At 69.9% G+C, this 23,739-nt stretch carries 26 protein-coding genes; 16 read left to right on the top strand and 10 right to left on the bottom strand.

Features of this window, described 5'->3' with window-relative positions:
• Positions 1-18: 18 nt before the first annotated feature.
• A complete protein-coding gene (locus tag ACQP2E_RS19740; protein WP_433824386.1) occupies positions 19-399 on the top strand; it encodes a VOC family protein in 381 nt (126 codons plus the stop codon).
• Here ACQP2E_RS19740 and ACQP2E_RS19735 read toward each other — a convergent pair.
• The 3 genes from ACQP2E_RS19735 to ACQP2E_RS19725 are packed head-to-tail and all read right to left on the bottom strand — an operon-like array spanning position 396 to position 2,810.
• On the bottom strand, positions 396-1,157 hold the full coding sequence (locus ACQP2E_RS19735) for an enoyl-CoA hydratase-related protein (protein ID WP_433824385.1): 762 nt from the start codon (positions 1,155-1,157) through the stop codon (positions 396-398). The genes ACQP2E_RS19740 and ACQP2E_RS19735 overlap by 4 nt on opposite strands.
• Positions 1,154-2,122: an NAD(P)H-dependent flavin oxidoreductase gene (locus ACQP2E_RS19730; RefSeq protein ID WP_433824384.1), complete on the bottom strand. Its 969-nt coding sequence runs from the start codon at positions 2,120-2,122 to the stop codon at positions 1,154-1,156. Before ACQP2E_RS19730 ends, ACQP2E_RS19735 begins: the two co-directional genes overlap by 4 nt.
• Positions 2,123-2,177: 55 nt before the next feature.
• On the bottom strand, positions 2,178-2,810 hold the full coding sequence (locus ACQP2E_RS19725) for a TetR/AcrR family transcriptional regulator (protein WP_433824383.1): 633 nt from the start codon (positions 2,808-2,810) through the stop codon (positions 2,178-2,180).
• 126 nt (positions 2,811-2,936) lie between these two features.
• On the opposite strand from ACQP2E_RS19725, the gene ACQP2E_RS19720 reads away from it, so the two are divergent.
• Positions 2,937-6,215, top strand: a complete 3,279-nt coding sequence (locus ACQP2E_RS19720; RefSeq protein WP_433824382.1) for a PAS domain S-box protein — start codon at positions 2,937-2,939, stop codon at positions 6,213-6,215.
• A 30-nt stretch (positions 6,216-6,245) separates the two neighbouring features.
• Here the strand turns inward: ACQP2E_RS19720 and ACQP2E_RS19715 are convergent, their stop codons facing one another.
• Positions 6,246-6,374, bottom strand: a complete 129-nt coding sequence (locus ACQP2E_RS19715; protein WP_433824381.1) for a hypothetical protein — start codon at positions 6,372-6,374, stop codon at positions 6,246-6,248.
• A gap of 521 nt (positions 6,375-6,895) precedes the next feature.
• Between ACQP2E_RS19715 and ACQP2E_RS19710 the strand changes: the two genes are divergently transcribed.
• A complete protein-coding gene (locus ACQP2E_RS19710; RefSeq protein WP_433824380.1) occupies positions 6,896-7,885 on the top strand; it encodes a zinc-binding dehydrogenase in 990 nt (329 codons plus the stop codon).
• Positions 7,886-8,219: 334 nt separating this feature from the next.
• Positions 8,220-9,251, top strand: coding sequence for an NAD(P)/FAD-dependent oxidoreductase (locus ACQP2E_RS19705; protein WP_433824379.1), 1,032 nt, complete (start codon positions 8,220-8,222; stop codon positions 9,249-9,251).
• An 83-nt stretch (positions 9,252-9,334) separates the two neighbouring features.
• Here the strand turns inward: ACQP2E_RS19705 and ACQP2E_RS19700 are convergent, their stop codons facing one another.
• Entirely contained in the window at positions 9,335-9,925 is a 591-nt protein-coding gene (locus ACQP2E_RS19700; RefSeq protein ID WP_433824378.1) for a hypothetical protein, read from the bottom strand.
• 172 nt (positions 9,926-10,097) lie between these two features.
• Between ACQP2E_RS19700 and ACQP2E_RS19695 the strand changes: the two genes are divergently transcribed.
• Positions 10,098-10,292 carry a gamma carbonic anhydrase family protein gene (locus ACQP2E_RS19695; RefSeq protein ID WP_433824377.1) on the top strand — a complete coding sequence of 65 codons (195 nt, stop codon included), beginning with the start codon at positions 10,098-10,100 and terminating at the stop codon, positions 10,290-10,292.
• Positions 10,293-10,347: 55 nt separating this feature from the next.
• On the opposite strand, the gene ACQP2E_RS19690 is transcribed toward ACQP2E_RS19695, so the two are convergent.
• Positions 10,348-10,599, bottom strand: coding sequence for a hypothetical protein (locus ACQP2E_RS19690; RefSeq protein WP_433824376.1), 252 nt, complete (start codon positions 10,597-10,599; stop codon positions 10,348-10,350).
• A 38-nt stretch (positions 10,600-10,637) separates the two neighbouring features.
• Positions 10,638-10,964: a hypothetical protein gene (locus ACQP2E_RS19685; RefSeq protein WP_433824375.1), complete on the bottom strand. Its 327-nt coding sequence runs from the start codon at positions 10,962-10,964 to the stop codon at positions 10,638-10,640.
• A gap of 424 nt (positions 10,965-11,388) precedes the next feature.
• Here ACQP2E_RS19685 and ACQP2E_RS19680 point away from each other — a divergent pair, with 424 nt between their 5' ends.
• On the top strand, positions 11,389-11,592 hold the full coding sequence (locus tag ACQP2E_RS19680) for a cold-shock protein (protein WP_111652517.1): 204 nt from the start codon (positions 11,389-11,391) through the stop codon (positions 11,590-11,592).
• 156 nt (positions 11,593-11,748) lie between these two features.
• Here the strand turns inward: ACQP2E_RS19680 and ACQP2E_RS19675 are convergent, their stop codons facing one another.
• Positions 11,749-12,570: a class I SAM-dependent methyltransferase gene (locus ACQP2E_RS19675; protein ID WP_433824374.1), complete on the bottom strand. Its 822-nt coding sequence runs from the start codon at positions 12,568-12,570 to the stop codon at positions 11,749-11,751.
• A gap of 64 nt (positions 12,571-12,634) precedes the next feature.
• On the opposite strand from ACQP2E_RS19675, the gene ACQP2E_RS19670 reads away from it, so the two are divergent.
• Positions 12,635-13,300: a TetR/AcrR family transcriptional regulator gene (locus ACQP2E_RS19670; RefSeq protein WP_433824373.1), complete on the top strand. Its 666-nt coding sequence runs from the start codon at positions 12,635-12,637 to the stop codon at positions 13,298-13,300.
• Between the two features lie 51 nt (positions 13,301-13,351).
• Here ACQP2E_RS19670 and ACQP2E_RS19665 read toward each other — a convergent pair whose 3' ends face one another.
• Positions 13,352-15,070: a methyl-accepting chemotaxis protein gene (locus tag ACQP2E_RS19665; protein WP_433824372.1), complete on the bottom strand. Its 1,719-nt coding sequence runs from the start codon at positions 15,068-15,070 to the stop codon at positions 13,352-13,354.
• 208 nt (positions 15,071-15,278) lie between these two features.
• On the opposite strand from ACQP2E_RS19665, the gene ACQP2E_RS19660 reads away from it, so the two are divergent.
• Genes ACQP2E_RS19660 through ACQP2E_RS19625 form a run of 8 tightly spaced genes read left to right on the top strand, consistent with a single transcriptional unit; the run spans position 15,279 to position 22,095 of the window.
• The gene (locus ACQP2E_RS19660; protein WP_433824371.1) at positions 15,279-15,857 is read left to right on the top strand and encodes a chemotaxis protein CheW; all 579 of its coding nucleotides are present in this window, start codon (positions 15,279-15,281) and stop codon (positions 15,855-15,857) included.
• On the top strand, positions 15,854-16,690 hold the full coding sequence (locus ACQP2E_RS19655) for a CheR family methyltransferase (RefSeq protein ID WP_433824370.1): 837 nt from the start codon (positions 15,854-15,856) through the stop codon (positions 16,688-16,690). The genes ACQP2E_RS19660 and ACQP2E_RS19655 overlap by 4 nt, the downstream gene beginning before the upstream one ends.
• Positions 16,683-17,171, top strand: coding sequence for a hypothetical protein (locus tag ACQP2E_RS19650; RefSeq protein ID WP_433824369.1), 489 nt, complete (start codon positions 16,683-16,685; stop codon positions 17,169-17,171). The genes ACQP2E_RS19655 and ACQP2E_RS19650 overlap by 8 nt, the downstream gene beginning before the upstream one ends.
• Entirely contained in the window at positions 17,168-18,250 is a 1,083-nt protein-coding gene (locus ACQP2E_RS19645) for a protein-glutamate methylesterase/protein-glutamine glutaminase (RefSeq protein WP_433824368.1), read from the top strand. The genes ACQP2E_RS19650 and ACQP2E_RS19645 overlap by 4 nt, the downstream gene beginning before the upstream one ends.
• Positions 18,243-19,271 (top strand): methyl-accepting chemotaxis protein, encoded by a 1,029-nt coding sequence (locus ACQP2E_RS19640; RefSeq protein WP_433824367.1) that lies wholly within the window; start codon positions 18,243-18,245, stop codon positions 19,269-19,271. The genes ACQP2E_RS19645 and ACQP2E_RS19640 overlap by 8 nt, the downstream gene beginning before the upstream one ends.
• A gap of 21 nt (positions 19,272-19,292) precedes the next feature.
• A complete protein-coding gene (locus ACQP2E_RS19635) occupies positions 19,293-19,661 on the top strand; it encodes a response regulator (RefSeq protein ID WP_111652510.1) in 369 nt (122 codons plus the stop codon).
• Entirely contained in the window at positions 19,658-19,939 is a 282-nt protein-coding gene (locus tag ACQP2E_RS19630; protein ID WP_433824366.1) for an STAS domain-containing protein, read from the top strand. Before ACQP2E_RS19635 ends, ACQP2E_RS19630 begins: the two co-directional genes overlap by 4 nt.
• Positions 19,939-22,095: a chemotaxis protein CheA gene (locus tag ACQP2E_RS19625; RefSeq protein ID WP_433824365.1), complete on the top strand. Its 2,157-nt coding sequence runs from the start codon at positions 19,939-19,941 to the stop codon at positions 22,093-22,095. The genes ACQP2E_RS19630 and ACQP2E_RS19625 overlap by 1 nt, the downstream gene beginning before the upstream one ends.
• A 7-nt stretch (positions 22,096-22,102) precedes the next feature.
• On the opposite strand, the gene ACQP2E_RS19620 is transcribed toward ACQP2E_RS19625, so the two are convergent.
• Entirely contained in the window at positions 22,103-22,966 is an 864-nt protein-coding gene (locus tag ACQP2E_RS19620; protein ID WP_433824364.1) for an LLM class F420-dependent oxidoreductase, read from the bottom strand.
• Positions 22,967-23,039: 73 nt separating this feature from the next.
• Between ACQP2E_RS19620 and ACQP2E_RS19615 the strand changes: the two genes are divergently transcribed.
• Positions 23,040-23,711 carry a hypothetical protein gene (locus tag ACQP2E_RS19615; RefSeq protein WP_433824363.1) on the top strand — a complete coding sequence of 224 codons (672 nt, stop codon included), beginning with the start codon at positions 23,040-23,042 and terminating at the stop codon, positions 23,709-23,711.
• Positions 23,712-23,739 lie beyond the last annotated feature (28 nt).

Genomic DNA, 23,739 nt, shown 5'->3' with positions numbered 1-23,739 from the left:
CCGTGGGATGATCTACAGATGGCGGCCTATATTGATCACACCAACGTGGACTGCACCGACGCGTACGCGCTGTCCCGGTGGTGGCAGAGCGTTCTGGATTACCGGGAGGATCCGGAGGATCCGAACGAGCCCGGCCACGAGGAGTGCCTGATCTTCTCGGCGGACGGGCGGCACCGGCTGCTCTTCATCGAGGTGCCGGACGCGAAGCAGGGCAAGAACCGGCTCCATTTCGACCTGCGCCCCACTGAGGGGACCCGGGACGAGGAGGTGGCGCGGGTGATCGAGCTGGGTGCGACAGTGGTGGACGACCGGCGCCACGCTGACGGAACCGGGTGGGCGGTGCTCGCCGACCCGGAGGGCAACGAGTTCTGCGTCCTGCGCGGCAAGGCCGATCTCTAGCGGCCCGCGAAGTCCGGCGTCTGTTTCGCCCGGAAGGCTGCCACCGCTGTCCGGAAGTCCTCGCTGCCCAGCAGCGCCGACTGGCCGACCAGCTCCCGCTCCAGACTGTCCTCAAGGCCACCGAGTGTGGCCGCGTTGACGGCGCGTTTGGCGGCCGCAAGGGCCAGTGGCGCGGCCCGGGACAGCCGGGTTGCCAGCTGGTCGACGGCGCCGGCCAGGTCCGGCGGATCGACGACCTGGTGGATCAGGCCCCAATCGGCGGCGATGGCGGCGGGCAGGCGCTCACCCAGCAGCGCCAGGCGCAGGGCTCGGGCGCGGCCGATGTTCGCCGGTACCAGCAGGGTCGCGCCGCCGTCCGGCATCAGGCCGATGTTGACGAACGCCAGCTGGAAGAACGCGGTCGTCGACGCCAGGACCAGGTCGCAGGCAAGCGCGATGGACGCGCCCACCCCGGCGGCCGGGCCCTGCACGGCGGCGACAACCGGCTGCGGGAGGGTGCCCAGGCAGCGGATCAGCCGGTTCGCGGCGTGCAGGGTCGCTTCCGGAGAGGAGAAATCAGCACCCAGATCGGCTCCGGAACTGAAACCCCGGCCTGCACCGGCCAGCACGACCACCCGGACCGACGGGTCCTCCGCGGTTTCGGTGAGCAGCTCGGTCAGGTCGTCGAGGACAGCCGGGGTCACGGCGTTGAGCACGTGCGGCCGGTTGAACGTGAGGCGCAGGATCGGCCCGTCCCGATGGCAGGTGATGTCGGTCATGGGACGACCGCCGCGAGACGGCCGGTGATCAACGCCGAGGCTTCGCTGACGATGCGGTCCAACAGCGACGCACACGTCGGAATGTCGTGGATCAGCCCCTGCACCAGGCCCACGGTCCAGATCCCGGCGTCCAGGTCGCCGTCCTCGAAGACCCTGCGGCCCCGGGACCCGGCCACCAGCGGCGCGATGTCCGGGAAACTGCCGCCGTTCAGCAGGATCTCCACGACGTCCCGGCTGACCGCGTTGCCGGCCACCCGGGCGGTGTTGCGCAGTTGCCGGAAGATCAGCTGGGTGCCGCGTTCGTCACCGTCGACGATGGCCTGCTTGACCTTGTCGTGGATCGGGGACTCGACGGTGCACATGAACCGGCTGCCCATGTTGATGCCGTCCGCGCCGAGCGCCAGGGCCGCGACCAGGCCGCGCGCGTCGGCGAATCCGCCGGAGGCGAGGACCGGGATGGTGAGCCGGTCGGTGGCGGCCGGGATCAGGACGAGGCCGGGGATGTCGTCCTCACCCGGGTGGCCGGCGCACTCGAACCCGTCGATGCTGACCGCGTCGACGCCTACTGCCTCGGCTTTCAGGGCGTGCCGGACACTCGTACATTTGTGAATGATCTTGACGTTGTGGGCGCGGAACATCTCCATGTGCGGTTCCGGGTTGGAGCCTGCCGTCTCCACGATGGTGACGCCGGAGTCGACGATGACCCGCCGGTATTCGTCGTAGGGCGGCGGGGTGATCGCGGGCAGGATCGTCAGGTTGACGCCGAACGGCTGGTCGGTGAGCTTGCGGCAGCGTTCGATCTCGGCGGCCAGGTCAGCGGGGGTGGGCTGGGTCAGTGCGGTGATCATGCCGAGGCCGCCGGCCTGGGAGACGGCGGCGGCTAGCTCGGCGCGGCCGACCCACTGCATGCCGCCCTGCACGATGGGGTGGCGGATGCCGAAAGCCTCGGTGAACCGGGTTCGCACAGAGATCTCCTTCGAAGTCTGGACGACCGAGTCTCGCTCTCCGAAGCAGAAACAGTCAAGGCAGTCTGTTTACTGGTCCTAGAAGCGAGTGCCGAGCGATCTCCTTCCAGTGCTCCAGCAACGGCTCCGACGACGGCGGGCGCGCGTCGAACGCATAACTCAGCGCCGTCCCCCGCATGCTGGTGAACAGCACCGGGCGCACCGGCAGATACAGCGGCCGGCCCACCAGGTCCGGCCCGAACAGGTCGTCCATCCGCGTCCAGATCGCCCGGCCCAAGCGTTTCTCGGCCGGCCGGATCGCCTCGGCCAGGGCCGCTTCGGTACGCGCGGCGACCCACAACTCGGTGGCCGCCCAGAAGCTTGGCTCCTGAAACGTCGCCCACAACACGTCAACCACCACGGCGATCCGCTCACCCGGCCCGTGCGCGAGAGTGATCTGCTCGGTCAGCGCCACCGGCACCGGCTGCTCCAGCTGCGCCGCGAAGATGTGGTGCGCCGCCGCGACCAGCAGCTCCTCCTTGGACGGGAACTGGTGCAGCATCCGGCCCCGTGACATCCCGGCCTCGGCCTGGATGGAGATGGTGCTGGTCCGGGCGTACCCGTCACGCAGCAGGCAGGTGACCGCGGCGTCGAGGATCCGTGAGCGGGACTCCCGTGTCCGGTCGGCCCGGGAGCTGGTTATCGTCATGGACACAGACAATAACGGTCTACGCTGACTCCTCAGCGGCCAGCGATCCGCGGTCCATCGCCGCACGATCGCCGACCGGAGATCAAGCGGCTCAAGTCGCCCCGATAAGTGCCGACTGTGCGGGTGATGGAAACCACCGCAGTCGCGCTGTCCGCCCGCCCTGACGCGATCGCCGACCCGGTTCGGCTCGCCGCTGTGGCGAACACCGGGCTGATCGACGCCGCGCCGTCGCCGGTCCTCGACGAGATCACCGCGCTCACGATGCGCCTGCTCGACGTCCGTGTGGCGTTGCTGAACCTGGTGGACGCCGAGTCGCAGTGCTCGGTCAGCCGGGGCGACGGCCCGGTGACGGCGGAGCTGCGGCACCTGCCGATGACACACTCGTACTGCCGGCACGTCGTCGAGTCGGGGGAGCCGCTCGTCGTCGGCGACGCCCGGGAGCATCCGCTGCTGCGCGACAACCCGGCGGTCCACGAGTACCACGCCGTGGCCTATGCCGGGATGCCGGTGCGATCACCGGACGGATCGGTGCTGGGGACGCTGTGCGTTTTCGACACCGAGACGCGTACCTGGTCGGAGACGGACCTGGCCACGCTCAAAGGTCTGGCCGCCGCGGCGTCCGGTGAGATGGCCGCCCGGATCGCGGTCACGCTGGAGCGCCAGGAGGCGAAACAGCAGCTCAGATGGGTTCTCGACAGCGCCCTGGAGGCGTTCGTCGCCACCGACGCGAGCGGCCGGTTGACCGGCTGGAACCTGCAGGCCGAGCAGATGTTCGGCTGGAGCGAGGCCCAGGCGCTCGGCAAGCCGGTCAGCGAGCTGCTGATCGTCTCCGGTCAGCGTCCCTCGTTCACCCGCTGGCTGACCGAGGTGGCCGGCACCCGCGCGGAGGGCCTGCGCGGCGAGTTCCAGGCCATCCACGAGGGCGGCCGGCAGTTCCCGATCGAGCTGTCGGCGACCGCGCGCGACCCGCAGGACCCCACCGCGATGCACGCGTTCATCAGGGACATCAGCGCGGCTCGCCGCAGCGAGCAGTTGCGCAGGCTCGAGTACGCGGTAGCCGGCGCCCTCGCCGCCGCACAGAGCGCCGAGCACGCCGCCGAGGCCGTGGTGGCCCGGGTCGGCGAAGGCCTGCGCTGGCCGTACGTCGAGTACTGGCACCTGGAGACCAACGGCACCGAGCAGCTCGTCCGCCTCGCCGACTGGTCCCGGGACGCCACGGCGACCGCGCCGATGCGGACCACCCGCGCATTCGGCCGCGAGGACGGCGTCCTCGGCGCGGTGTGGCGCACCGCGGCGGCACGCTGGATCACCGGCCTGCCGGGCGCCGACACCACCCGGTCCGAGGCCGCACATGCCGCGGGCCTGCGTACCGCGGTGGCCGTGCCGGTGCGCAACGGCACCGACGTCGTGGGGATCCTCGCCGTCTTCGACCGCCGCGACACCTCCGCCGACCCCGAGCTGGTGGCCGCCCTGGAGTCGGTCGCCGCGCACATCGGCCAGTACGTCCACCGCCGGCGCGCCGTCGACCTCGAACTCGAGCTCAGCCGTGCCCAGCGGCACTTCGACCAGATCGTCGGCAACCTCAGCGACTTCCTCTGGACCGTACGCGTCACCCCGGACGGCGCCGTCCGGATGGTGTACGCCAGCCCCAACAACACCGGCATCTTCGGCGGCCCCGCGCCCGCCGGTGGTGACCTGGGCCGGGCCATGGCCGGCATGATGCACCCCGAGGACCGCGACGCTTTCCTGGAGTTCCGCGAATCCCTGGTCAGCGGGCAGACCGCGCAGGTCGTCAGCCGGCTGATCGGCCGCGACGGCGTGACCCGGTGGGTCTGGACCCGCGGGCACCCCCGCCGCGAAGGCGGCAACCTCTTCGTCGACGGGGTGTGCAGCGACGTCTCCGAACGCCACCGCGACAACGCCCGCCTGCGGCAACAGGCCGAACTGCTCGACCTGGCGCCCACCGCCGTGATCGTCCACGACCTCAACCACCAGGTCACCTACTGGAACCGCGGCGCCGAGGCGGTGTACGGCTGGGACGCGGCGGCCGTCCTCGGCCGCCGCACGCACCGGCTGCTCGACACCCGGTACCCGATCTCCCTCGAGGCCGTCGACCAGGCGCTTGCCGACCACGGCCAGTGGCAGGGCGAACTCGACCACCTGCGCAGCGACGGCAGCCGCATCATCGTGCTCTCCCACCAGGGCGTGCAGTACGACGACGACGGCCAGCCGATGGCGATCCTCGAGGTGAACGTCGACGTCACCGCCCGCAAACACGCTGAACGGCAGCTCGCCGATGGCGCGAAACGGCTGCGCACCCAGTTCTCGCTGGTCACCGTCGGCCAGGCCGCGCTGTCGCTGGAATTCCGGTTCCAGCAGGTCAACCCGGCACTCGCCGACATTCTCGGTCGTGCCGTCGTCGATCTGGAGAACGCCACCCTCGACGACATCACCCATCCTGACGACCGCGCCGACAACCACCGCACCGCCGCGTACATGTTCACCGAGGACCAGCCCACCGGCCGGTACGTGCGCCTGCTGCACGCCGACGGCCACGTCGTCGACGCCGAGGTCGGCATGTCCCTGGTCCGCGACAGCGACGGCCAGCCGGTCAGCTTCATCGCCGTCGTCCAGGACGTCACCGCACGCCTGGCCGCCGAACGCGAACGCGACGCCGCCGCGGCCCAGCTCGCCGAACGCAACGCCCTGCTCCAGGACACCAACGGCCAGCTCGCCGACGCCAACGCGCTCAAACTCGACCTGATGGGCATGCTCTCCCACGAGATCGGCACACCGCTGAACACCATCGGCGGGTACGCCGACATGCTGCTCGCCGACCTCGACCAGCTGGTGCCGTCGCACCGCAAGGCCATGGAGGTGATCGCCCGCTCGACCCGCCGTCTCAACCAGCTGCGCGCCGAGATCCTCACCATGTGCACGATCGACGCCGGTCAGCTCCAGGCCACCCCGGAGCCGGTTGACCTCGCGGCGGCGCTGACCGAGATCGCCGGAAGCCTCGATCTCAGTGTGGCGCTGCACTGCCCGGACGACATGACCGTCCTGGTGCACCCGAGTCACCTGCACCAGATCATCACGAACTTCTGTACGAACGCCGCCAAGTATGCCGGTGGCGCCACGGCCATCACGGTGGAGCAGCTCGACGATCGTGCCCGGATCTCGGTACACGACAACGGGCCGGGTATTCCGTCGCTGCTGCGCCCGCACCTGTTCGACAGGTTCACCCGCGCGTCCGGCAACGATCCGGCGATCCAGGGGCACGGTCTGGGCCTGTACATCGTGAAAGGCCTGGCCGAGGCGAACAACGGCTCGGTGGGTTATCAGCCGGGCAAGCCGACGGGCAGCACGTTCACGCTGACGCTGCCGCTGGGCGCGCCGGGGCTCTAGTTTCCGTGGAGTCTCAGGTTTCTTGGAGGCTCATTTTCCGTGGAGTCTCAGTACACAGGTCAGCATCGGCAGGGTGAACTCCCCGTCCGCGGTCTCCGGCCGGCTCGCGAGGAAGTCGCTGATCCGGCCGAGCGTGGCGCGGCGCTCGTGCTCCGGCATGACGAGCATCCCGGCGCGGGTCGCGAGGGTGGCGACGAGAGACGCCGCGGTGCGAGGCTGGCGAGCACCCGCGATCCGGGGGCGGGTTCCAGCGCCTGCGGTACGCGTGCGGGCTAGAGGGCCCAGCGCACGGCGGCCCGCGCGTAGTCGGGCCGGTGCTAGGCATAGGCAGCGGCCGCCGCCCCGAACGAAAGCCGTTCCCCAGCCACCACGTATCCCAGCCTCCCGCGCCGTTCCCTCCCGCGCCGTTCCCTCCCGCGCCGTTTCCTCCCGCGCCGTTTCCTCCCGCGATCTTGAGCGATTTTCGACCCTCTGCGGTACGCAGTCGCCCAAGATCGCGGGAGGGGCGGAGATCGTCGGGCGTCTCACGGTGGCAAGTGGCAGCCGTCACTAGATCTTGAGCGATTCTCGGCACGGTGGCTTCGGGAAGGGTGTGGCCGGGTCCGGTGAGGGCTGACAGGATGCCGGTTGTGCGAGCGCTTGTGGTTGATGAGGTTCGGGGCCGGCCGGGGGTTCGGGCTGTGGCGGAGCCCGTCGCGCCTGATGGTGGGGTGGTTGTCCGGGTTGTCGCCACCGGGCTGTGCCGTAGTGACTGGCACGGGTGGGCCGGGCATGACGACGACATCGTGTTTCCGCACGTGCCGGGACATGAGCTGGCCGGGGTTGTCGCCGAGGCCGGTGCCGGGGTCCGGCGCTGGAAGGCCGGCGACCGGGTGACCGTTCCGTTCGTCTGCGGGTGCGGGCGGTGTGCGTGGTGCCTGGCCGGGGATGCTCAGGTGTGCCCCGACCAGCAGCAGCCGGGGTTCACCCACTGGGGATCGTTCGCCGAATATGTCGCGTTGCACGCGGCGGACACGAATCTCGTCGCCATCCCGGAGACGGTGGGCTTTGCGGCCGCCGCGGGGCTCGGGTGCCGGTTCGCTACGGCGTACCGTGGGCTGGTGGGTCGTGCCCGGCTCGCCGAAGGCGAGTGGGTGACCGTCGTCGGAGCCGGCGGCGTCGGTCTGAGCGCGGTGATGATCGCGCGGGCGCTGGGCGGACGGGTGATCGCCGTGGACCGGAACCCGGAGGCGCTTGCCGTTGCCGCCGGGCTCGGCGCGGAGCACACGCTGCTTGCCGGGAGTGCTGATGTTCCGGCGGCCGTCGCCGCGCTGACCGGGGGTGGCAGCCATGTCGCGATGGATGCTGTCGGCAGTGAGCAGACCTGCACCGATGCGATTCTGAGCCTTCGGCGGCGGGGGCGGCACGTTCAGGTGGGGCTGCTGCCGCCGATCGACGGTCATCCCAGGGTACCGATGGCGCGGGTGATCGGGTGGGAGCTCGACGTACTGGGCAGTCACGGGATGGCGGCGGCTGACTATCCGGGGATGCTCGCGCTCATCGAGAAGGGGCTGCTCCGGCCGGAGCGGTTGATCGAACGTACCGTCGGGCTCGATGAGGCGGCGATGTTGCTGCCCGGTTTTGATCAGGCGACCGTGGCCGGCATGACGATGGTGGATCCGTCACGGTGAGCCACGCCGGGCGGTGGCTGCACGCGACCACGGAGGCCGGCTGGGGATGGATGGCGACGCCGGCGGATCTGCGGGCGGCCCCTGGAACCCGTCCCGGACGACGATTTCGGTCAGCGGCTGCGGGTTGCCGTCGAGGTCCGGCCGGGCTCGTCCCTGACCGTTTCTGATCTGCGCGTGTGGTGGCCGACCGGCTCTCGCGGGCCGAGCGCCCGCGCGACATCACCCTGCGGGTGGAGCTGCCGCGAACACCGACCGGTAAACCGATGCGATCAACGGCCGGCCGGGACGAGCGCCGGGATCTGGCCGCCGGGCAGCGCTGATAGCGTCAACCACCGTGAAGATCGCGGTCATCGGGGGAGGGGTCGTCGGTCTGTCGGCGACCGTGGAGCTGGCGCGCCGAGGCGTCGACGTCGTCTGTTACGAGCCCGGCCCGCCGATGGGCGAGCGCTCGGCCGGCGACACCCGGATCTTCCGGCTCGCGCACGCGTACCCGGACATGGTCGACCTGGCCGCCCAGTCCCGCCGCCTCTTCGCCGGCTGGAGCGAGCGCGCCGGCGAACCCCTGATCGACGAGGTCGGCACGGTCGTCAGCGGCGAGCTGGTCGGCGACTGGGCCTCCGCGATGGCGATGTCCGGTGCTGATCACCAGCTCGTCGATCCCGGATCGTCGCTGCTGCGCCTCCCGGCGACCGATTTTGCCGGCCCGGCACTGATCGATCCGGCGGGTGGCATCATCCGCGCCGACCGGGTGCGCGCCTTCCTCACCGCGGCCGCCGCGAACCACATCCGCCAGACGTCCGCCGACACGATTGAAGAGATCAAGGACGCGAGGGTACGCGTAACCGCGGGCACGTCCGTCGACGACTTCGACGCGGCCCTGATCTGCGCCGGATCCGCCACGTCCGGGCTGGCCGCCGGCGTGGGTATCGGAACTCCGTCCGCGCTGGAGCACCACGTCCGCTTCAGCTTCCCGCTGCGGGTGGACACGCCCCTCCAGTGCTGGATCACCGACGGCACGTACCAGCACGTCGCCGCGCCCGGCACCTGGTCGATCGGCGCCGACGCCGACCCGGCCCTGGTGAGCTGGGAAGGCGGCCGGGAAGCCGCGGAACGGGCGTCACTGGACGTGGTCACCGCGTACGTCGCCCGGGAACTGCCCGGCGTCGAACCCCGGGCCGTCGGACGGCTGTACTGCACGCACAACCCGGACCTCGGCGACGGCCTGCAGTTCGTGCGGCGCGGCCGGGTGCTCGCCGTCCACGGCGAGAACCTGTTCAAATTCGCGCCCCTGCTGGGCAACTGGCTGGCCCAGGCCTGTGTGGACGGCTCAACACCCGGCGACGCGGGCCCCGGCCGGGCGGCCTGATCGGTGCGTCCGGCGCCGTGGCCTGAGGTGACTCCCGGCGCCGGTGCGCGTACTTCCTGATACGCCGCCGGGCCCGTCGTGGTTCAGGCCGCGAGCTTGCGTACGGCCTTGCGGGTGACCGTCTTCAGCGCGACTCCGTGCTTCTCGTAGTACCCGAGCAGGATCACGGTGACCGACACGTCCCGCCGGGCGACGACCGAGATCTCGGCTTGCATGGCGTCGACATAGCTGGTGGGGGAGCTGGCGGCCTTCATCCAGAAGACCACCCGCAGCGCGGCCGACGCGTCCCCGACGCGGGGCAGTACCGCAGGCGTGACGCGGACGGTGAATCCCGGCGTCTCGAAGGTCGCACACCGCTTCGGCAGGTCGGCGGCCGCGGCGACGAGGTCCCGTGCGGCACCGGTCTCCGCCACCACCTCGGTGAGCGTCTCAACGTCGAGGGCGTACCTGTCCCGCGTGACGAACAGGGCCCGCCTCGACTGCTCCGGCTGCGCCAGCCGGCAGGTCTTGTCGCCGGTGACGAGGGCTTCCAGGACATGGGCGTACGGGTCCTTGATGGCCTGACCGTACCGCTGCGGAAGGTCCTTCTCGGTCAGCAGACCGTCCAGCGGTGCGGCGGCCGCCGGCAGGCTCGGCAGGAGCACCGCGGCCACGATGAGGGTGAGGAGTCGCATGGTTGATCACGGTATGGCCGGGCTTGCAGAAAAACACGGCGAAACCCTGACTTTCAAGATCTTTCGCCCTTTAGGGTACGGAAGCGTTTAATCACGCCGCACGAACTCGCTCATGGGCCCCCCGCCGATCGATGGCGTCCGAAGGTAGTGCGCGGGTGCGACCCAGACGGTCGTGCGCGCCGACCTGGAGGATGTCGCCGTCGGGGCGGGTACGAACCTTCAGGACGGCCTCGTCGTGCACGCCGATCCCGGTTTCCCGGTCAGCGTCGGTACGGATGTCAGTGTCGGACACCGGGCCGTTCTGCACGGCTGCACGATCGAGGACGACGTGCTGATCGGGATGGGCAAACTGCACCGGAAGAACTGAGAGCACACGAACGAAACGGCCTGCCGGATGGGGTGATCCGGCAGGCCGGCGCTGGTCAGGCCGGATCGTCGAGCCGCTCGGTGAGCGACTCGTCCATGATCCGGCCAAGGGCGGCGCGGTGTTCTTCCTCGGTGATCTGGCCGGCCCGGAGGGCTTCCGTCAAGGCGAGCGCGCGAGCCAGCGGTGATCCGGGCGGAGGCGGCCCGTCGCTGGTCCGGGTGCCCGTCATCTGCTCGATGAACCGGAGGCTGGCACGCTGCTCGGGTGTCAGCTGCTCCCAGCCCTCTTCACTGAACTCGATCGGCATGCCGCCGACAGTAACCGGCCATGATCACGCGGTCGTGATCAAGAGAGCTCGGCGTCGCCCTCGGAGGCCGGCGCCGCGGTCCGCTGACGCACGTTCAGCGGGGCGAGCTGCACGGTCCAGGTCCGGGCGGTGCCGACGACCGCGATGGCCCGGCAGAGCATTTCGCAGCCCAGCTCGGGCGTACCCTCGGCGAAGCCGCGGTTGATGAAGTTGACCGCCTTGACGTGGTCGCCGGTGGCGAGTGCCTCCTCGAGCCCGGCGGTCAGGACGGCGGCGAGTGCGGCGTGGAAGCTGTCCGCGCCTCGCTCCCGGAGGGTCTTCTTGGCAGGCTGGCGCAACGGTGACGGAGTGGCCGTGAACGTCATGAGGTGCTCCTGTGGTGTCGGTGTCGCTCAGCAAGAACCAAGTAGGACCGGTGCTCATCAGCCATGAGTCCACCGCGGGCGCAGCGGCTGGTGAGATCGCTGAAGGGGGCGCCAGTGGGTCATCGCGGCTTTACCAGTGCGCCGGTGAGAGCGCCGGGCCGCCGATGATGCTGACGAACTGGTCCTGCACCCAGCGTACGCGAACTCGCGGGTTGTCTCGGTGTGGGCAGACAGCGGCAGGTTCTGTGATACGGTTCCCTCGTTGCAGTTTTGATTTCAGTAGACGTTTTTGGCGCCTGATGGGTCATCTGATGATTCCGTTTAGGCGCTTTTTCGTTGGTCGTGTCGGTTCAGACGCGGGTGAATCAACGCGGCGGCGTGAGAGATCGCACAGTGTGGTCTCCGAGCTCGCGAAGGAGCAGACATGGCTACAGGTACCGTGAAGTGGTTCAACGCCGACAAGGGCTTCGGCTTCATCAGCCAGGACGACGGCGGCGCTGACGTCTTCGCCCACTTCTCCGCCATCTCCGCGAGCGGCTTCCGCAGCCTCGAGGAGAACCAGCGGGTGGAGTTCGAGATCACCCAGGGCGCCAAGGGCCCGCAGGCGTCGGACATCCGCGTCATCTGATCTTGGTTTGGACCGCATGGCGGCGCGCTGAATTTCAGCGGGCCGCCATGCGGCGTTTGACCAGGCGATCGCGGTGATCGACCAAAGTTTGATCAGGCGATCGCGGTGATCGACCAAAGTTTGATCAGGCGATCGCAGTGATCGGCCAACGTTTGATCACGCGATCGCGGTGATCGACCAGAGGCCGGACGGCAGCCGATATCCGCCCTCGCGGCGGAACGGTTCCAGCAATCCCGCCACCCCGGCGCGAGCGGATCGCTGAGCGTCCGGTGAGGATCGACGGTACGCGCCACCGGCCGGACCCACCTCGATCAGCCATTCGGCCACCATGTCCGGCTCGTCCGGCGCGTCGAGCACGACGTCGTGCGGCTCGATCGTGATGCTGTTGAAACCTGCCGTGGTGAGCACCCGGGTAATGCGGGCCGGATCGGCGAAGGCGAACGGCCCCGGCTCGTCCCCGGCCGGCATCGCGGGCATCGGCCCCACGTGAGGCGCCGCGCCGCGGACCGCCGCAGGCAGCCACGGGTTCACCCCGCCGTCGCGGAACACCGTCGCGGCCAGCCGGCCACCCCCGCGCAGTGACCGCTGGACCGTGGACAGCCCGGCGACCGGGTCGCTGAGCAGCATCAGCGTCATCCGCGAATAGGCCGCGTCGAACGGCGCCCCGGGCACGACGTCCAGGGTCTCGACATCACCGACCACGAACACCGGACCCGCTCCGAACCGTTCGCGCGCGGCGCGCACCATCTCCTCGGCGAAGTCGAGCCCCACGGCGCTGCCCTCACCGCCGGTCAGACGAGCGATCTCGGCGGTGGTGCCGCCGCATCCGCAGCCGACGTCGAGGATCCGCTCGCCGGGCCGGGCCCGCAGCCGATCCAGCGCCACCGCGCCCAGCGGGCGGCCGATCTCGTCCTGCCGGTCGGCCTGAGCGATCCAGCCGGGGGCCGCTTGCGCCCAGAAAGCCGCGGTGCTGGTCATGAGAACCACCTCGCTGTTATTGGATAGAGCCGTGCTCTATCCAATAGTGGACTACCCTGCCGGGGTGACTGTCAACCGGCGTTATGTTTCGCCGCGCCGCGAGGAACAGGCCCGGCAGACCCGTCGCGCGATCCTCGGCGCGGCCGCCACGCTGTTCGTCGACCCCGGGTACGCCGCCACCCCGCTCACCGCTGTCGCTGCCGAGGCCGGCGTGGCGGTGCAGACCGTGTACGCGGTGTTCGGCAGCAAACGCCAGCTGCTCTCCGATCTGGTCGACGTGACCCTGGCCGGCGACGACGAGCAGGTGCCGCTGCCGGAGCGGGCGTTCGTCGCGGAGATCCGCGCGGCGTCCGGCCTGCGGGCGAAACTCGACAGGTTCGCCCGGCACCTCACCGAGATTCATGCCCGGCAGGCGGATGTCATGCTGGCGCTGGCCGGCGCGGCCACGGCCGACGCCGACGCCGCGGCGATCTGGGGCAAGAACCTCGACGACCGCCGTCGCGGCATGCTGATGTTCGCCGCCGACCTGGCCGAGACCGGCGAGGTCCGGCTGAGCCGGGACCAGGCGGCCGACGTGTTGTGGCTGGCCCAGGACGTCCGCAACTACGACTGGCTGGTCCGCCGGCGCGGCTGGCCGGCCGAGCAGTTCCAACGGTGGTTCATCGACGGCGTCACCGCGCAGCTGACCGGTTCCTGCGGTGGTTCATCGACGGCGTCACCGCGCAGCTGACCGGTTCCTGCGGTGGTTCACCGGCGGGCGTCACCGCGACACGCTGAGAACTCAGAACCTGTCGAACTTGTTCTCCAGGTCGAGGGTCTGGGTGCCGGCGCCGCTCATCACCGGCGCCGAGTTCTCGTTGTAGGCGCCGCCGCGGTCCCACCCGGCCCGGTACGGGCTGTTGGTGCCCCAGCGCGCTCCACCGCTGCCGCCGTCGAACGTACGCGGTGCCGACGCGCGGGCGGACCCGCCGACGTGGAAGAAGTCCATCAGGGCGGTGAGCTGAGCGGTCTGCGCCGACATCTGCTCGGCGGTGGCCGCCAGCTCCTCGCTGGACGACGCCGTCTGCTCGGTCACCTTGCCGATCTGCGACATCGCGATGTTGATCTGGCGTACCCCGGTGGATTGCTCGCCGCTCGCGGCGGCGATCTCCTGCACCAGGTCGGAGGTCCGGATGATGCTCGGGATCATGGTGTTGAGCAGGTCGCCGGCGCGTTCCGCGGTCTGCACGCTCCCGGCAGCCAGCTCGCTGATCTCCTGGGCCGCGACCTGGCTGCGCTCGGCCAGCTTGCCGACCTCGGTGGCGACCACGGCGAAGCCCTTGCCGTGCTCGCCGGCGCGGGCCGCCTCGATGGTGGCGTTGAGGGCCAGCATGTTGGTCTGGAACGCGATGTCGTCGATGATGCCGATCTTGCTGGTGATCTTCTTCATCGCGGCCACGGTGCGCTGCACGGCGTCGCCGCCCTCCTGGGCCTCGGCCGCGGTGGTGGTGGCGATGCCTTCGGTGGCGGTCGCGTTCTCGCTGTTCTGGCTGATGCCCGCGGTCATCTGCTCCATGCTCGCGGTGGTCTCCTCGACGCTGGCGGCCTGCTGTGTGGCGGCCTGCGAGAGGCTCTGTGAGGCACCGCTGATCTGCTGCGAGGCGCTGTTGAGCTGGGAGGCGGACTCCACGACGGTGCTGACGGTGTCGCTGAGACGGTCGAGGGCGCTGTTGAGCGCAGTGCCCATCCGGCCGACCTCGTCGCGGCTGTTGACGTCGACCCGCTGGTCGAGGCGTCCCTGCGCCAGGGCGGTGAGCACGGTGACGGTCTCGCGCAGTGGCCGGCCGACCGCGCGGATGATGAACTGGATCACGGTGAACGTCAGCAGCAGCGCCGCGATCATCAGCCCGATCAGCACGATGCGCGCGGTGTCGTAGGCGTCCGCCGACTCGTCCAGCGAGGTCTTCGCCGCCGCGTCGTCCCTGGTGATCAGGTTGTCCAGCGCGGTGTTGATGGTGCTGGACAGCGGCGTCACGCTCTCGGTCACCGTCTTGTTGAACTCCGCGATGCGACCGGCTGCGGCCAGCGGCCGCAAGGTCTCGGTCAAGAGCTTTTTGTACGCGGTCCAGGCCGTCAGGAACGCCTGCTGATCGACGTCGTTCTGCGGCGACGGGGAGAACTCGGCCCACACCTCGTCCAGAGCGGTGACCGAGGCGTCCAGGGTCTGCAGGGAGTTGGTGGTCTCCTCCTCGCTGGTGGCCAGAGCCAGGGCCCGCAGCCGCAACCGGACTTCCTTGTAATCGGTAGCGATCTCGCCGAGCAGGCGTACGTCGTGCAGGTTGCTGTTGTAGAGGTACGCCAGCCGATCCTGGGTGTTGCTGAGCTGGACGATGCCGACCACGCCGATCAGGACCAGCAGGGTGCAGACGATCCCGGCGAGCCCGCGCAGTTTCCAGGCGATCGGCAGGTCCCGGAACCCGCCCCTGCCGCGCTGCTGGCGTGCTTCCGACGACTCGGCCATGGAAAGAATCCCCCGTCCGGCATGGCGGCCCCGCCACGACGGGCCCAGCTTATCGACGCGGGCAGCACGATTTGCCGAAACGTATTCAACGCCGGATTGCGAATCGGACAGCGGGCAGCATTCACGTCTAAGTCCTCGATCCACCGCGCCGCACCAGAAGAATCTGATCGAATGCGATGAGGTGGGAAGACCGGGGGAGGGAATCGCAGTGAACACGGTTACCGAAGCCGGGCGGTACCTGACGTTCACGCTCAACGGAGAGGCGTACGCGCTCGACATCTTCCACGTGACGGAGATTCTCGAATACCGCGCGCTCACCGTCGTGCCGATGATGCCGGACTTCATTCGCGGCGTCATCAATCTGCGTGGCCGGGCGGTTCCGGTCATCGACATCGCCATCCGTTTCGCCCGGGGCAGCACCGCGATCGCCCGGCGGACCAGCATCATCATCGTGCACATCCAGGAGTCGTCGCTGGCCGAGATCGCCGACCTGGACTCCGACGACCGGGGCGCGGCGGACGGGCAGGACATCGGCATCCTGGTCGACTCGGCGACAAAGGTGGTGACGCTGCAGCCCGGCGACATCGAGCCGGCGCCCGCGTTCGGCGCCGGGATACGCGCGGATTACATCAGCGGGATGGCCCGCCGGGACAACGACTTCCTGATTCTTCTGGACATCAGTCATGTGTTGTCCATCAGCGACATGGTCCGGCTCAGCGATCTCGCGCAGCGATCGCCCTCGCCGATCGAAAGTGGTGGCGTGCCGGTCGAACCGGGATCGTTGTGACCGCCCCGCACGCATCCGCGCGCACGATCAGCCGCGCCGACTTCGACTACATCACCGGGGTGCTGCACGAGCACACCGGCATCAGTCTCGCGCCGGGCAAGGAGGCTCTGGTCTCCAGCCGGCTGGACAGGCGGATCCGGGCACTCGGGCTGGCCGGGTTCTCCGACTACGTGCGGCTGCTGCGCGAGCGCCGCGACGAGCAGGAGCTGCGGCAGCTCGTGGACCTGCTCACCACCAACGAGACGTTCTTCTTCCGCGAGCCACGGCACTTCGAGTACCTGCGGCGCGAGGTGCTGCCGAAACGGGCCGCCGGGCGCACGTTCCGGCTGTGGAGTGCGGCCAGCTCGACCGGCGAGGAGGCGTACACGGCGGCGATGGTGCTGGCCGACACGCTGCCCGGCGGCACCTGGGAGATCGTCGGCACGGACATCTCCACCCGGGTCGTGGAGGGCGCGCGGACCGGCCTGTACCCGATTGCGGCGGCCGAGAAGATCCCGCGGCAGATGTTGCGCCGGTTCTGCCTGAAGGGCCGCGACGAGTACGAGGGCTTGATGACCGTGAACCGTGAACTGCGGTCCAAGGTGCAGTTCCACTGTCTCAACCTGATCGAGGACTTCAGCAAGCTCGGCCGCTTCGACGTGATCATGTTGCGCAACGTGATGATCTACTTCGACGTGGCGACGAAGAAGTCGCTGGTACCGCGGCTGCAGGACATGCTGGTGCCCGGCGGGCACCTGATCATCGGCAGCTCCGAGTCGCTCACCGCGATCCCGTCCAAGCTGCGGATGGTGGAGCCGTCGATCTACCGGCTGGACGGCGACGGCCGTGCCTGACATCCTGCTGCACCCCGGCGACTACCACTTCGGCGGTGCCGACACCCGCATCCACACGGTGCTGGGCTCCTGCGTCTCGATCACCATCTGGCACGCCACGCTGCGCATCGGCGGCATGTGCCACTACATGCTGCCCGGCCGGTGCCCGGCCACCGGGCAGTCCGACGCCCGGTACGCGGACGGCGCCGTCAGCTGCTTCCTGCGCGACATCCGGCGGACGAACACCACTCCCGCCCAGTACGAGGTGAAGATGTTCGGCGGCGGCAGACAGTTCCCGCACCTGCGTACCCCGGCGTCGCTCGACGTCGCGGCGAACAACATCGAAGCGGGCATGTGCCTGCTGGCGGCGCACGGCTTCGCGCTGACCGTCCGGGAACTCGGCGGCACCGGCGCCCGGCGGCTGGTCTTCGACATCGCCACCGGCGCGGTGTGGTTGCGCGCCCTGGACCGGGTCCGCGACGGGAACGGGGCCACGGCATGACCGCCTCCGTCGGGGTGCTGATCGTGGACGACTCGGCCGTGGTCCGCCAGGTCCTCTCCGCCCGGCTGCGGGAAATTCCGGGCATGAAGGTGATCGGCGCCGTACCCGATCCGGTCTTCGCCATCGAATACATGAAGAAGACCTGGCCGGACGTGGTGGTCCTGGATCTGGAGACGCCCCGGATGGACGGGCTCACCTTCCTCCGCAAGATCATGGAGGTACGCCCCACCCCGGTGGTCATCTGCTCGACGCTGACCAGCCGCAACGCCGAGGTATCGATGGAGGCGCTGTCGGCGGGAGCGGTGTCGGTGATCGCCAAGCCGGAGACCGGACTGAAGAAGTTCATCGAGGACGACAGCGGCGACCTGGTGGCGGCCGTGCGAGCCGCGGCCGCCGCCGGCCAGCGCCGCAAGGCCCGCGCAGTGCCGGTCGCCGCGGGCGCGGGCCGGCCGGGAGCCAGGACCGCGGTGCTGACCGCGCCGTCGGCGCCGCGACCCCGGTCGATAGCGACCGCCGAGGAACGGCTGATCGCGATCGGCACATCCACCGGCGGCACCCAGGCACTGGAGAAGGTGCTGCCGGCCCTCGTACCCGGGCGGCCGGGCGTCGTCGTGGTGCAGCACATGCCGGAGAGGTTCACCGCGGCGTTCGCTGCCCGGCTCGACACGATGTGCCGGGTACGCGTACGCGAGGCGCAGGACGGTGACCCGGTGCTGCCCGGCGAGGTGCTGATCGCGGCCGGCGGCCGGCACATGGAGGTGGTCCGGATGGACACCCGGTACCGGGTGCGGGTCTTCGACGGGCCGCCGGTCAACCGGCACCGGCCCTCGGTGGACGTGCTGTTCCGGTCGGTGGCGAAGGCCGCCGGCCCGGACGCGGTCGGCGTGATCATGACAGGCATGGGCGACGACGGGGCACGCGGGCTGCTGGAGATGCACCGGGCCGGCGCGTACACGGTGGCCCAGGACGAGGCGACCTGCGTGGTGCACGGGATGCCACGGGAGGCGGTCGCGCTCGGCGCGGTGGACCGCGAGTCGCCACTTTCCCAGATAGCGGAGGTGATTCACCAGCATGGCTGAGCTGCTCATCGCCGTGATCGCGCTGGTCGTCGGGGCCGGCGCCGGATATCAGTGGCGGGCCCGCAAAGGCGCCGGCGCGGCACCCGCCCCGGCGGCCGACCCGGCACAGGAGAGCCTCACCAGCTTCGCCGGCGCGGTGGCGCCGGTCTGGTCGGCGCAGATCGACTCGTCGCGCAGCCAGATGGAGGACGCCATCAGCCAGCTGACCGAGAAGTTCGCCGGCATCGTCGAACACCTCGACACCGTGCTGACCTCGTCCTCCGGCGCCCTGGACGACGGGCAGGGCGGCGCCTTCGACCGCAGCCGCCAGCGCCTCGGCGACGTGGTCGGCACACTCGACGAGGCGCTCACCGCCAAACGGGAGTCGCTGTCCGAGCTGCACTCGCTGCTCGGGCTCAACGAGGAGCTGCGCAAGATGTCCGGCGAGGTGACCCGGATCGCCGCCCAGACGAATCTGCTGGCCCTGAACGCCGCCATCGAGGCGCAGCGGGCCGGCGCGGTCGGCGCCTCGTTCGGTGTGGTCGCCCTGGAGGTGCGCCAGCTCGCCGACCGGTCACAGACCACCAGCTCGCGCATGGTGGAGAACGTGGACCGGGTGGCCGCCGCGATCACCTCGGTGCTCGCCACCGCGGCGGCCAGCGCCGAGCACGAGGGCGCCGCGGTCGCGCACGCCAACGGCGAGGTGCAGGCCGTCCTGGACGACCTGATGACCACGCTGTCACGGATGCGGGACTCGTCCCAGGATCTGGAGCAGGCCGCCGTCGGCATCCGCGGCGAGATCGGCGACTCGCTGGTCAGCCTGCAGTTCCAGGACCGGGTCAACCAGATGCTGGAGCACCTGCGCGACAACATCGACAGGTTCCCCGCGGTGGCCGCCGCTGCGGCCGCCGGGAAGGCCCCGCTCGACGCGCACGTGCTCCTGGACGAGCTGTCCTCGCGGTACACGATGGCCGAGGAGCACCACGCGCACCGGTCCGGGGCACCCGCCAAGGTCCAAGAATCCGAGATCACGTTCTTCTGATCTTCGTAGGGGGAGACGACGATGGCCAAGACGATTCTCATCGTGGACGATTCCGCTTCGGTGCGGCAGGTCGTCAGCATCGCCCTGAAGGGCGCCGGGTACGAGGTGATCACCGCGAACGACGGCAAGGACGCCCTGGCCAAGCTGAGCGGCCAGCGCATCCACCTGATCATCTCGGACGTGAACATGCCGAACATGGACGGCATCACGTTCGTGGCCGAGGCCAAGAAGCTGCCGGCCTACAAGTTCACCCCGATCATCATGCTGACCACCGAGTCCCAGGAGGACAAGAAGAAGCAGGCCCAGGCGGCCGGCGCCAAGGCCTGGGTGACCAAGCCGTTCCAGCCCGAACAGATGCTCAGTGCGGTGTCGAAGCTGGTGGCGCCGTGACCGGTGCGGCCACCGGGGCCGCGCTGCGCCGGTTCGTCTTCGACGACGAGCTGACCATCGTCACCGCTGCCGAGCACCGGGACCGGCTGCTGGCCTTCCTGCGGGACGGCACCGGCGTACGCGTCGACCTGTCCGGCATCACCGACCTGGACACCGCCGGGCTGCAGGTGCTGCTGCTGGCCCGCGACGAGGGCGTACGCCGGCACCTGCCGGTCGAGTTCGTCGAACCGAGCCCGGCCGTCGCCGACGTGCTGGCGATGACCCGCCTGGAGCTGTGATGTCGCTCGACGACGACATGCGCGAAGCGCTCGACATGTTCGTGACCGAGGCCCGCGACCTGGTCCAAGGGCTCGAAGAGGGCCTGCTCGAACTGGAGGACCAGCCGGCCGGCGGCGAGACCGTCAACGCGGTGTTCCGGGCCGCGCACACGCTGAAGGGCTCGTCCGGGCTGTTCGGCCTGCGGCACCTGGTCGAGTTCACCCACGTCGTCGAGACCGTGCTGGGCTCGGTCCGCGAGGGACAGCTGGACGTCACTCCCGGGCTGGTCAGCGCGCTGCTGCCGTGCACCGATCACATCTCCGCGATGATCGAGGGGATCGCCGAGGGACGGCTGGAACCGGATGGCGCGCAGACTGCCGACGGGGCGCGGCTGCTGGCCGCTCTGGAGCCGTACCTGACCGGCGGCGCCGCGCCGATGGCGTCGGCGTCGGCCACCGCTGAACCCGCCGCGCCACAGGAGGCGGCCTGGAAGCTGGGGCTGCGGTTCGGGCCGGACTGCCTGCGCAACGGCATGGATCCGCTGTCGTTCCTGCGGTACCTGTCCACCATCGGCACGGTGACCGGTGTCGTCACCGACGCCGGTGGGCTGCCGGACGCCGAGGAGATGGACCCCGAGGCCTGTTACCTGAGCTTCGACGTGGACCTGATCACCGCGGCGCCGAAAGCGGAGATCGAGGCGGTCTTCGACTTCGTCCGCGAGGACAGCGACATCCGGATCACCCCGTCGGAGAGCCAGCTCGACGCGTACGTGCGGGCCATCCGGGCGATGCCGGAGAACGACCGGATCGGCGACGTGCTGGTCACGAGCGGCGCGGTCACCGAGATGGAGATGGCCGAGGCGCTGCGGGTCCAGCAGGAGCGGGCGGTCCGCGAAGGCACCCAGCCGGTCCCGATCGGGGAGATCCTGATCGAGCAGGGCATCGTCCAGCGCGACATCGTCGACGCCGCCCTGACCCGGCAGCGCCGCACCACCGAGACCCGGTCCCAGGACACCCGGACCATCCGGATCGACGCGGCCCGCCTGGACAAGCTCATCGACCTGGTCGGCGAGCTGGTCATCGCCCAGTCCAGCACCGGAGTCGCCCCCGGCTCGTCGCCGGAGTCCTCCACCGAGGCCCAGGGCGAGGTGATGCGACTGGTCGACGAGGTCCGGCACAGCGCGCTGTCGCTGCGGATGGTCCCGATCGGCACGACGCTGCGCCGGTTCGAGCGGGTGGTCCGCGACGTCTGCATGGAGCTGGGCAAGGAGGTGTCGCTGACGATCACCGGCGGCGACGCCGAGATGGACAAGGCCCTCGTCGAACGGATCAGTGACCCGCTGCTGCACCTGGTACGCAACTCGCTGGACCACGGCATCGAACCGGCGGCCGAACGACGCAAGCACGGCAAGACCCAGCAGGGCACGCTGCGGCTCAACGCCTATCACGACGCCGGCAACATCGTGATCGAGGTGGCCGACGACGGCCGCGGCCTGGACCGGGACCGGATCCTCGGCAAGGCGATCGAACGCGAGCTGGTCGCGCCGGGCACCGCGCTGACCGACGCCGAGGTCTACAACCTGATCTTCGAGCCGGGGTTCTCCACGGCCGAGAAGGTCTCCAGCCTCTCCGGCCGCGGTGTCGGCATGGACGTGGTGAAACGCAACGTCACCGCGCTGCGCGGCAGCATCGAGGTGGAGACCACCCGGGGGATCGGCACCACGATCCGGATCCGGTTACCGCTCACCCTGGCGATCATCGACGGGTTCCTGGTCGGGGTCGGTCCGTCGTCGTTCATCGTGCCGCTGGACCGGGTCACCGAGTGTGTCGAGCTGCCGCCCGGCCCGCTCGGCCGCGACTGCATGAACCTGCGCGGCGAGGTGCTGCCGTTCATCCGGCTGCGCCAGCTCTTCGGGATACCCGGAGCGCCGGCGCGCCGGCAGAACGTCGTCATCGTCGAACAGTCCGGGCAGCGTACCGGCCTGGTGGTGGACAGCCTGCTGGGGGAGCTGCAGACCGTGATCAAGCCGCTCGGTGTGCTGTTCAGCCGGGTGCGCTGCATCAGCGGGTCGACCATTCTCGGCAACGGGGAGATCGCGCTGATCCTCGACGTCGGCACGCTGATCTCCGGCCACTCCGACCGCGAACACACCCGCCAAGTGGTCGCGGTCGGCTGACGTCATCTCAGATCAAAACCCTTGCGAGGGTACGGAACGCGTCGGCCGGGAAGCTGCCGGCGTCGCCGCCGTTGAGCACCTGGATCGCCACCTCGTCGGCACCGGCCTGGTAATGCTTCTCCAGGCCGGCCGCGACCTGCTCGGCCGTGCCCCACGGGATCAGCGCGTCGACGAGGCGGTCGCTGCCGCCACCGGCGAGGTCGTCGTCGGTCCAGCCGAAGCGCCGCAGGTTGTTGGTGTAGTTCGGCAGGGTGAGGTACCCGGCCGTGTACTGCCGGGCGGTGGCCCGGGCGGTCTCCGGGTTCGCGTCGAGGACCACCGCGACCTCAGGGGCCAGCAACCGGTCAGGCCCGAGCGCGGCCCGCGCCTCGGCGGTGTGCTCGGCCGTGGTGAAGTACGGGTGCGCCCCGGCCGACCGGTCGCGGGACAGCTCCAGCATCCGGGGCCCGAGCGCCGCGAGGATCCGCGCCTCGGTGGGCAGCCCGGCAGCGTCGAGACCGTCGAGGTACGCCACCATCTTCGAGTACGGCCTGCGGTAGTCGGTGCCGTCGTTCTCCACCAGCACCGCGTGGCTGGCGCCGAGACCGAGCAGGAACCGGCCCGGGTGGTCGTGCTGCGCGTCCTGGGCGAACACAGCCACCTCGGCCGGTGACGAGTGCCAGATGCTCACGATCCCCGAGGCGACCCCGATGCGCTTGGTGCCGTCCAGGATCTCCCGGAATCGTGGGTGGACGTTCTCCCCGAAGCCGCCGGAGAACCAGATCCGGGAGTAGCCGAGTTCCTCCAGCTCGATCGCGGCGTCGATGGCCGCGTCCTGCCCGGCCTTGCTGAGGAAGAACGGTTGCCAGACGCTGACGAGTCGCTGTGTCATACCCGAACACTACGACTGTTCAACTCGCGCCCTGCGCTGCCGACAGTAGGAGTTCCCTCACCTAGGAGTCTTCATGCGGATCCGCCGTACCGCTGTCGCTGTCGCCATGACCGTCGCGGTCGTTGTTCCCGCCGTGAGCACGGGCGTGGCCGCCTATGCCCAGGCTGGCTCGTCGCCGGCGGCGAGCCAGGTGTCAGCGGCCAAGAAGCCGACCGCGAAGCCGACCGCGACGCCGACCGCGACGCCGACGGCGAAGCCGACCAAGAAGCCGACGTCAAAGCCGACGGCGAAGCCGACCAAGAGTTCGGGCAAGAAGGTGAAGGCGACGTTCTCGGCGACGGGCACGGTGACCGCTGCCGACGCGGCGAAGAACACCGTCACGGTCGCCGTGAAAGGCGGCACCAAGGACGTGAAGGGCAAGACCGTCACGATCAGTGTGCCGGCGAGCGTACGGATCCTGTTGAACGGCAAGAAGGTCGCGGTGAGCGCGCTCGCCGCCGGAAACAAGATCACTGTGGTCGGCACCCGGATCGATGCGGCGTACACCGCCACGAAGGTGCAGGCAACCGGGAAGGCGAAGCCGGCGCCACGGCCGAGCGTCACACCCACCACACCCGCGCCGTCCACCACACCCGCGCCGTCCACCACACCCGCGCCGTCCACCACACCCTCCACCGTGCCGTCCGAGACGCCGTCGGCGGAGCCCTCCGAGTCCGAGGACCCGGAGGTGGACGAGACGCCGTGATCGCTGAAGCGCGGTCAACGCACACGTG

The sequence above is a fragment of the Actinoplanes sp. CA-015351 genome, assembly GCF_050955685.1.
In the GTDB taxonomy this organism is placed as follows: domain Bacteria; phylum Actinomycetota; class Actinomycetes; order Mycobacteriales; family Micromonosporaceae; genus Actinoplanes.
Note: the sequence above shows the minus strand (reverse complement) of the source record. Positions and strands in the feature narration are given on the sequence as shown.

Coding starts and splice junctions, on each gene's coding strand:
- ACQP2E_RS19740 (WP_433824386.1), top strand. CDS start 19: ATGGCGGCCTATATTGATCACACCAACGTGGACTGCACCGACGCGTAC.
- ACQP2E_RS19735 (WP_433824385.1), bottom strand. CDS start 1,157: ATGACCGACATCACCTGCCATCGGGACGGGCCGATCCTGCGCCTCACG.
- ACQP2E_RS19725 (WP_433824383.1), bottom strand. CDS start 2,810: ATGACGATAACCAGCTCCCGGGCCGACCGGACACGGGAGTCCCGCTCA.
- ACQP2E_RS19720 (WP_433824382.1), top strand. CDS start 2,937: ATGGAAACCACCGCAGTCGCGCTGTCCGCCCGCCCTGACGCGATCGCC.
- ACQP2E_RS19715 (WP_433824381.1), bottom strand. CDS start 6,374: ATGCCGGAGCACGAGCGCCGCGCCACGCTCGGCCGGATCAGCGACTTC.
- ACQP2E_RS19700 (WP_433824378.1), bottom strand. CDS start 9,925: ATGCGACTCCTCACCCTCATCGTGGCCGCGGTGCTCCTGCCGAGCCTG.
- ACQP2E_RS19690 (WP_433824376.1), bottom strand. CDS start 10,599: ATGCCGATCGAGTTCAGTGAAGAGGGCTGGGAGCAGCTGACACCCGAG.
- ACQP2E_RS19685 (WP_433824375.1), bottom strand. CDS start 10,964: ATGACGTTCACGGCCACTCCGTCACCGTTGCGCCAGCCTGCCAAGAAG.
- ACQP2E_RS19680 (WP_111652517.1), top strand. CDS start 11,389: ATGGCTACAGGTACCGTGAAGTGGTTCAACGCCGACAAGGGCTTCGGC.
- ACQP2E_RS19675 (WP_433824374.1), bottom strand. CDS start 12,570: ATGACCAGCACCGCGGCTTTCTGGGCGCAAGCGGCCCCCGGCTGGATC.
- ACQP2E_RS19665 (WP_433824372.1), bottom strand. CDS start 15,070: ATGGCCGAGTCGTCGGAAGCACGCCAGCAGCGCGGCAGGGGCGGGTTC.
- ACQP2E_RS19645 (WP_433824368.1), top strand. CDS start 17,168: ATGACCGCCTCCGTCGGGGTGCTGATCGTGGACGACTCGGCCGTGGTC.
- ACQP2E_RS19640 (WP_433824367.1), top strand. CDS start 18,243: ATGGCTGAGCTGCTCATCGCCGTGATCGCGCTGGTCGTCGGGGCCGGC.
- ACQP2E_RS19635 (WP_111652510.1), top strand. CDS start 19,293: ATGGCCAAGACGATTCTCATCGTGGACGATTCCGCTTCGGTGCGGCAG.
- ACQP2E_RS19625 (WP_433824365.1), top strand. CDS start 19,939: ATGTCGCTCGACGACGACATGCGCGAAGCGCTCGACATGTTCGTGACC.
- ACQP2E_RS19620 (WP_433824364.1), bottom strand. CDS start 22,966: ATGACACAGCGACTCGTCAGCGTCTGGCAACCGTTCTTCCTCAGCAAG.
- ACQP2E_RS19615 (WP_433824363.1), top strand. CDS start 23,040: ATGCGGATCCGCCGTACCGCTGTCGCTGTCGCCATGACCGTCGCGGTC.